The sequence below is a fragment of the Thermosulfurimonas sp. genome (assembly GCF_015491435.1).
Lineage (GTDB): Bacteria > Desulfobacterota > Thermodesulfobacteria > Thermodesulfobacteriales > Thermodesulfobacteriaceae > Thermosulfurimonas_A.
Map to the genome: position 1 here is coordinate 1 of NZ_WFVX01000095.1, position 6,174 is coordinate 6,174.

Genomic DNA, 6,174 nt, shown 5'->3' on the forward strand with positions numbered 1-6,174 from the left:
CTATATTAAAAGATCAAAAAGATCTGCCAATAATAGGAACTGCTGTAAGGGGTAAGGCTCAATTTTGGATTACAGGAGATAAAGAACTACTTAATTTAGGCAAGTTTGAAGGCGTAGAGATTCTCTCCCCTAGGGAATTCTGGAAACGATTGAAAGAGGAAATCTAATTGGGGACGGGACTGTCCGGGACCGTCGCGTTGTCCGGGGGTTCACATTCTTATTCCTCTCATGCTACACTTCAAAAGCCCCGCCAACGCCAGAATGATCAATAACTGAAGGATTTCGGCCGGTCGCCCCCGAAGGATGAAATGTCTCAGGGTCATGTGATAGTTCCCGGCCATAAACTCTCCTACAAAGTCCCCGATTCGCCACCCTAAAAGAAGAACCAGCACCCCGCTCCACACCCAATTGAAGACCCGCGCTCCCTTTTTCAAAACCTCCTCCTAGGGATTTGTTTCCCCAAGATTACCACCAAAAACCCCTTCGGGCAGAACCTCCGAAAGATAAATTTCTGAAGACCTAAATGGATCCTTTTTCATATCCTCGATTTGTTTCAAAAATAGATCATAAAAGCAAAAGAAAGAGCAAAAGAATTGATCTTAAGAAAGAATTGACTTTTGTTATTGGCTATGTTATGAGAATTTTGGATTCTTTTTAAAAGGACGGGGGTATTTAAATGCGAAAGGTCGGTATATTTTGGTTGCTTTTTTTGCTTCTTACCTCCGGAATTTCCCGGGCCCAGGAAAAACCGTCGCCACGATCCACGCCGCTGGAAGAGACCCTTCTTCAGGAAAAGGGCGGGGTTCTCGTTCCCCGGGGGGTATTGGTGGTGGAGCCCTCTATACAATACTCTCATACCTCAAGGGCCTTTATCGCTATCAGCGGCTTTACCATCCTTCAGGCCATCGTCCTGGGGGAAATAAAGACCGAGGATGTCAAAAAGGATGTCTTCACCGCCTCGTTGAATTTCAGGTACGGTCTTAGCCAGGGACTTCAGGTGGACCTCAGTGTCCCCTATCTTTACCGCCACGATCGTTACGCCTTCAAGGAGGATTCCACCACCCAGGAAAAAAGGGTGGATGACTCCGCCTTCGGGGACATCACCTTCGGGGCCTCCTATCAGATTCTCTATGAAAAGGGGAGCCGGCCGGACCTGGTCCTTAACTTCAAGGTTAAGAGTCGAACCGGAAAGGACCCTTACGGACTCAAATATGATGCCCAGGGTCGGCCCAAAGAACTGCCCACCGGAAACGGACACTGGGGGGTATCCCTGGGGCTTTCCTGGGTGAAGAGAAGCGATCCCGGGGTACTTTTCGGAAGCGTGGCCTACTTTTACAACTTCAAAAGGACCATCGGGGGAAGGGATTATAAACCTGGAGATAGCGTGGAATTTACCCTCGGGGTAGCCTACGCCCTTAATGAAAAACTCTCCCTGAACACCTACCTCACCGAGCGGGTCTATTCTCGCACCGAGGTGGACGGAGAAAAACAACCGGATACCGACTATAATGTGGGTATCCTTTATTTCGGCTCTTCTTATGTGCTTTCCTCCCGCACCTCCCTGAACTTTTCGGTGGGAGTGGGGTTGACCGACGACGCTCCGGACTTCAGCATCGAAATCCGATTACCGTTTAAGTTTTAAACCGTGTTTCTTGATCAACTTATAAAGGGTGGGGCGGCTCACACCCAGCTTTCGGGCCGTACGGGAGACATTGAAATCGTTCTCCGAGAGGAGACGATAAAGGGCCTCCCGACCCAGATCCCGGACCTTCATCCCGGAGGGACGGGTTCGCTCCTTCTCCAACGTTCCGTTTGAAATCAGACCCAGATCCCCGGGGGTTATTTCCTCGCTTTCGGAGACAATAATGGCCCTTCTGATCTTATTGATCATCTCCCTCACATTTCCCGGCCATTCATACTCCAAAATGGCATTCTTGGCGGCTGCCGAAAACCTCCGTTTTACGCGGTATTCCATGGAGAACTTCCGGAGGAAATAATCCGCCAGGATCAGCTTATCCTCTCCCCGCTCCCGCAGCGGGGGCAATTCCAGGGTAAAGACGGCCAAACGATAATAAAGATCCTCCCGAAAGGCTCCCTCCTTCACCGCTCGGGACAGATCCCTGTTCGTGGCCGCAAGGATCCGCACATCCACCCGGCGGGGCCGGAGCTCGCCTATACGCTGCACCTCGCCCTTCTCCAGGAAACGTAGCAGTTTGGCCTGAAGGTTGAGGGGAAGATCGCCGATCTCATCCAGAAACAGGGTTCCGGTATGGGCCAGTTCGGCCTTACCCATCTTGGAGGCCGAGGCCCCGGTAAAGGAGCCCTTTTCGTAACCGAAAAGCTCGGCCTCAAGCAGGGCCTCCGGTATGGCCGCACAGTTTATGGCCACAAAAGGATTGTTGCGCCGCAGGCTCCTTTCGTGAATGGCCTGGGCCACCAGTTCCTTTCCGGTTCCGGATTCCCCCAGGATCAGGACTGGAACGTCCAAGGGGGCCACCTTTCGAATCAGGGAAAATACCTCCAGCATCCGGGAACAGGAGCCCACAAATTCGATATCCGGCTTGTAACCCTGTTTGCAGAGGGTCAGCCGGTTCAGCAGGGTATAGACCCGCAAGGCCTCGCCGGAGGCCAGAATCCGGGCGTATTGCCCTACCCGCAGAGGGAGGGTTTCGGCCATATGTTCATATATGTATGTACTTTTCTTTATGTCCACCAGAAGACGACAGGAGGAGCAGCGCCCCTTAACCACCACTCCTCGATTACAGTAAGGACAGGCCTTGCCCCAGTAGGGAGACAACCTGCTCAGGATGAAATTCCAGAGCTTTAGAAGACTCTGTTCCTCGGCAAAAAGGAACCGTACCGCCGTACCTCTCTCGTCCTCTCTAACCTTCTGGGCCGAAAGCTTGAGATCCTCCAGTTCGGGCAACTGAATCTCCAGAATGGCTTCTCCCACCCGAACCGGAGGCCTCAGATAAGCCCCGCTTAGACTGAGCCCTTCCAGAATTATCTCCTGCGGATGAGGATTCTCTAAGAGAAGACCTCTTACAGGAGTAGCGAGACGAATATCCATGCGCATTTAATAACCCACCCCCTTTTTCTAGCAAATTAATCATGATTCAGAAATCGCGCAAGATGGAAATATTTTTTAAGTTTAAGGAAGCAATAATCTATTTATAGACTGATAAACAGAGCTTTTGGGGGATTTTACCGGCTGATTCAAGAGATAGATGTTAATGATGAGGCCGTTTCTTACGATATTTCCGGACCCCGGAACCTGGTTGATCTGAAAGATACCCCGGCCTCCCTTGAACCCTCCTAGAACGGCCATGCTTCTCACCTGAGGGGACACCGAATCCTCGTTCGAGGAAGATTCTACCGTGGTGGGGGAAGGATTATCGCCGGAAACAAAGGTCCGGCCGGTGTTTCCGAAGTTTCCCTGCACATTTACTCTGGCCCACTGCCGTCCGGTGGTATCCCAGAACCCCTCAAAGACCACCTGAAAAAAGAACCCCATATATCCTCCCCGCAGATGTCCCATGGTCTCCTCCTTTACGGGTACCGCTCCGAGCTCTTTACCTACAAAGGGAACGGACCGGGCCTGGACCTGTGACCCCCAGATCAATAAACCAAGCATCGTTAGTACCAAAAAGATAGATCTCTTCATGCTTTACCTCCCTTAAGGTTTGATGGAAAAAGGCTGATTCAGGATCAGCTGGCCTATACTTATCTGCTCCAAGGCCCAGATCCTTTCCTTGGGCACCGCCAGGGCCTTAAGCTTCCACGGCAACGGACGCTCGGGGCCTAGGATAGCCAGAAAGATGCGGTTCCAGGAGCGAGAAAATTGACTCAAGGACATGGTTCGATGGCCATATACCGGATCCGCCAGAAAGACCGTGTTTCCTCGCACGCCCTTGAGGACTACAAAATGGCGGTAGCCGTTGAGATCCAGAAGCACGATTACCGGAAGGTGTAGAAGATGCAGTCGGTCCGGCGAAAGTTTGTAGCCCGCGGCCTTGAATCCGTATCGTTCGGCACACAATTTGAGATCCAGCATGGAAAAACCCCGGGAACGAATCTTTTCGGGATCCCCATGGCGAAGGATGTCCTTGATGATGGCCTCTTCGGTAACCTTCAGACCGTAATAGTAACGAAGCAGGGTAGCCAGCGCGGCGCTACCGCAACTCAAATCGTATCGCTGGCGCACCAGATAAGCGAATCTCCTCTCCCGGATGCTCATGACCCGTTTCCGGAAAAAGCCCCCCAGAGCGCCCACTCTTACCTCCACCGTACCGGCCTGAGCGGCGGAAAGAAGGATCCAGAAAAGACTCCAGGAAAGGAGAAGCGGCGATTTTAATCTCATACCTTCCTCCCGGAAAGAAGGAGGGGGCCGAAGCCCCCTCCCGGAGAAACTTATTCCGTACCACCACCCGGGGTAGGAGTAGGAACCTGGGTAGAGGTAGCCGGCAGGGCCACCACGGAAAGGGAGTTGGCCTGAAGGTTGTTGCTTCCGGCCGCAATATTAACCCCGATGTTCCCCACCGCGTTCATCAACACCTGGCCGCTGAGAGAAGCGGTGTTGATGGTGTCCACCCGGCGGACCATCACTACCGGAATGTAACCGGTAACCGTACCCGTCAGTCTGACCCTCTGGGCTCCGATGGTGCCTCCCAGCCTGCCGCCTTCCTTACCGCTGTACTGTCCGTTAAGAGAATGGTAGTTGTCGAAGGCGATCCCGCCCACACCCTGCTTAAACGGGTTCGAAACGGCGCCCTGGATCTCGTTGTCCAGATCCACATGACCGATCTGGGTTCCAGAACTATGCGTAGATCCGGTCCAGATGTCCGGATAAAAGTTGTTGGACTGATAGCTATGACCGTTAACGGTCCCGGTAACCGTGCCGCCCTCGGCGCCGGAATAGCTCCCGGAGAACCGGGCTCCGGAGGTGGAACCCGCAGCGGAAAGTCCCAGTCTTACCCGATAGAGCCGAACAAAACGCTCGGTGATGGGTTTGTTGCTGGCGGTATTATAAAGGCCCTTCTGCTGCACATAAGCCACCGCCGCACCCACGCGAGCCGTCCCCACCGCAGCACCCAGCTGGTTGGTCTGGGCATTGTTGGCCCCGGCGGCCACATTGAGCCCGATGTTACCCTTGGCGTTCTTCAGGACCTCGTCGCCCGCGGAGGCGGTGTTCTGGGTCCCCCGGTTTCGGCCGAAATTGTACATGGACTTCTGAACGCTAAAGGTCTTGGATTCCACCAGAGAGGCTTCCTGCTTGCCCGCGGCTATGGCGGCTATATTACTCTGGGCATTGAAGTCTCCGGCAGCCACGTTGGCCCCGATGTTCCCCTGGGCGTTCTTGAGGACCTCGCCCGCCAGGGAAGCGGAATTCCGGGCAGCCCGATTTCTCTCCTCATTGAACATGAGAAACTGATCGTTTTTGCTCAGAGCCCTTACCAGCCCGGCCACCCGCATCTCGGGATTCTTCACGTCGATCTCGGTGCTTACCAGGGTGATGTAGCCTTCTAGATCCGCCACCCCCATGACCTGGAGGGTGAGATCCAGGTTGCCGCTCAATTCACCGTCGTAAGCAAAGGAGCACTCCCCGCAGGGCAAATCGATCCCTATACCCGGATCTATGCTCTTTGCGCCCGCTCCCACCGGGGCCAGTAAGGCCGCGGACATGGCCAAAGCCCCGATCCATTTACCTTTCCCCTTTACCTTCCTCATCAACCTTTCAAACATGACCTACCTCCTTTTAAGTGTTTTTAGTTTCTAAGGGACCGGTCCCTTAAAGCCCAAAGAAAATTGGTTGGAAACGGTATTAGCCAGGCCCGAAGACTGATTGACCTGCACCAAGCCCCTGGCACCGGCAAAGGCCTCGCCGGAGATCACATCCGCAAATTCTCCGCGCCCGGGGAGTCTGGACCTCACCGTGGCTCCGGTATTCCGAGCCAGAAGATGGTTCCCCACCTCCTGTCCCAGAGAAATGGCCACCAGATTGGCCTCTTTATTTCCGAAACCCGCGGCCTGATTCACGGAAAAGATGCCCCGCAGGTGAGAAAAGGCCTCGCCGGAAATCAGATTGAGGGCCCTTTCCGGCCAGGAACTTATGAGACAGGGGCCTTCCTGTTCGGCCAGGGAATAAGCCGGAGCCCCCAGGGCAATGCTCCAGAG

The 6,174-nt window shown here is 53.9% G+C and carries 6 protein-coding genes and 1 pseudogene; 1 reads left to right on the plus strand and 6 read right to left on the minus strand.

Annotated elements, in window-relative coordinates; all coding sequences use genetic code 11:
- Positions 1–209: 209 nt before the first annotated feature.
- Positions 210–434: a hypothetical protein gene (locus tag F8J34_RS04215; protein ID WP_297056758.1), complete on the minus strand. Its 225-nt coding sequence runs from the start codon at positions 432–434 to the stop codon at positions 210–212.
- A gap of 242 nt (positions 435–676) precedes the next feature.
- Here F8J34_RS04215 and F8J34_RS04220 point away from each other — a divergent pair, with 242 nt between their 5' ends.
- The gene (locus tag F8J34_RS04220; protein WP_297056759.1) at positions 677–1,642 is read left to right on the plus strand and encodes a transporter; all 966 of its coding nucleotides are present in this window, start codon (positions 677–679) and stop codon (positions 1,640–1,642) included.
- Here F8J34_RS04220 and F8J34_RS04225 read toward each other — a convergent pair.
- From F8J34_RS04225 to F8J34_RS04245, 5 genes and pseudogenes are all read right to left on the minus strand, one after another.
- Positions 1,625–3,076 (minus strand): sigma-54 dependent transcriptional regulator, encoded by a 1,452-nt coding sequence (locus F8J34_RS04225; RefSeq protein WP_297056760.1) that lies wholly within the window; start codon positions 3,074–3,076, stop codon positions 1,625–1,627. The two genes, F8J34_RS04220 and F8J34_RS04225, sit on opposite strands and share 18 nt — an antisense overlap.
- Before the next feature lie 75 nt (positions 3,077–3,151).
- Positions 3,152–3,538 (minus strand): hypothetical protein, encoded by a 387-nt coding sequence (locus F8J34_RS04230; RefSeq protein WP_297056761.1) that lies wholly within the window; start codon positions 3,536–3,538, stop codon positions 3,152–3,154.
- Between the two features lie 138 nt (positions 3,539–3,676).
- Complete coding sequence (locus tag F8J34_RS04235; RefSeq protein WP_297056762.1) at positions 3,677–4,360, minus strand: C39 family peptidase; 684 nt, start codon at positions 4,358–4,360, stop codon at positions 3,677–3,679.
- Between the two features lie 50 nt (positions 4,361–4,410).
- On the minus strand, positions 4,411–5,742 hold the full coding sequence (locus F8J34_RS04240) for a hypothetical protein (RefSeq protein WP_297056763.1): 1,332 nt from the start codon (positions 5,740–5,742) through the stop codon (positions 4,411–4,413).
- 30 nt (positions 5,743–5,772) lie between these two features.
- Positions 5,773–6,174 (minus strand): annotated as a pseudogene (locus F8J34_RS04245) (hypothetical protein); the annotation flags it as partial.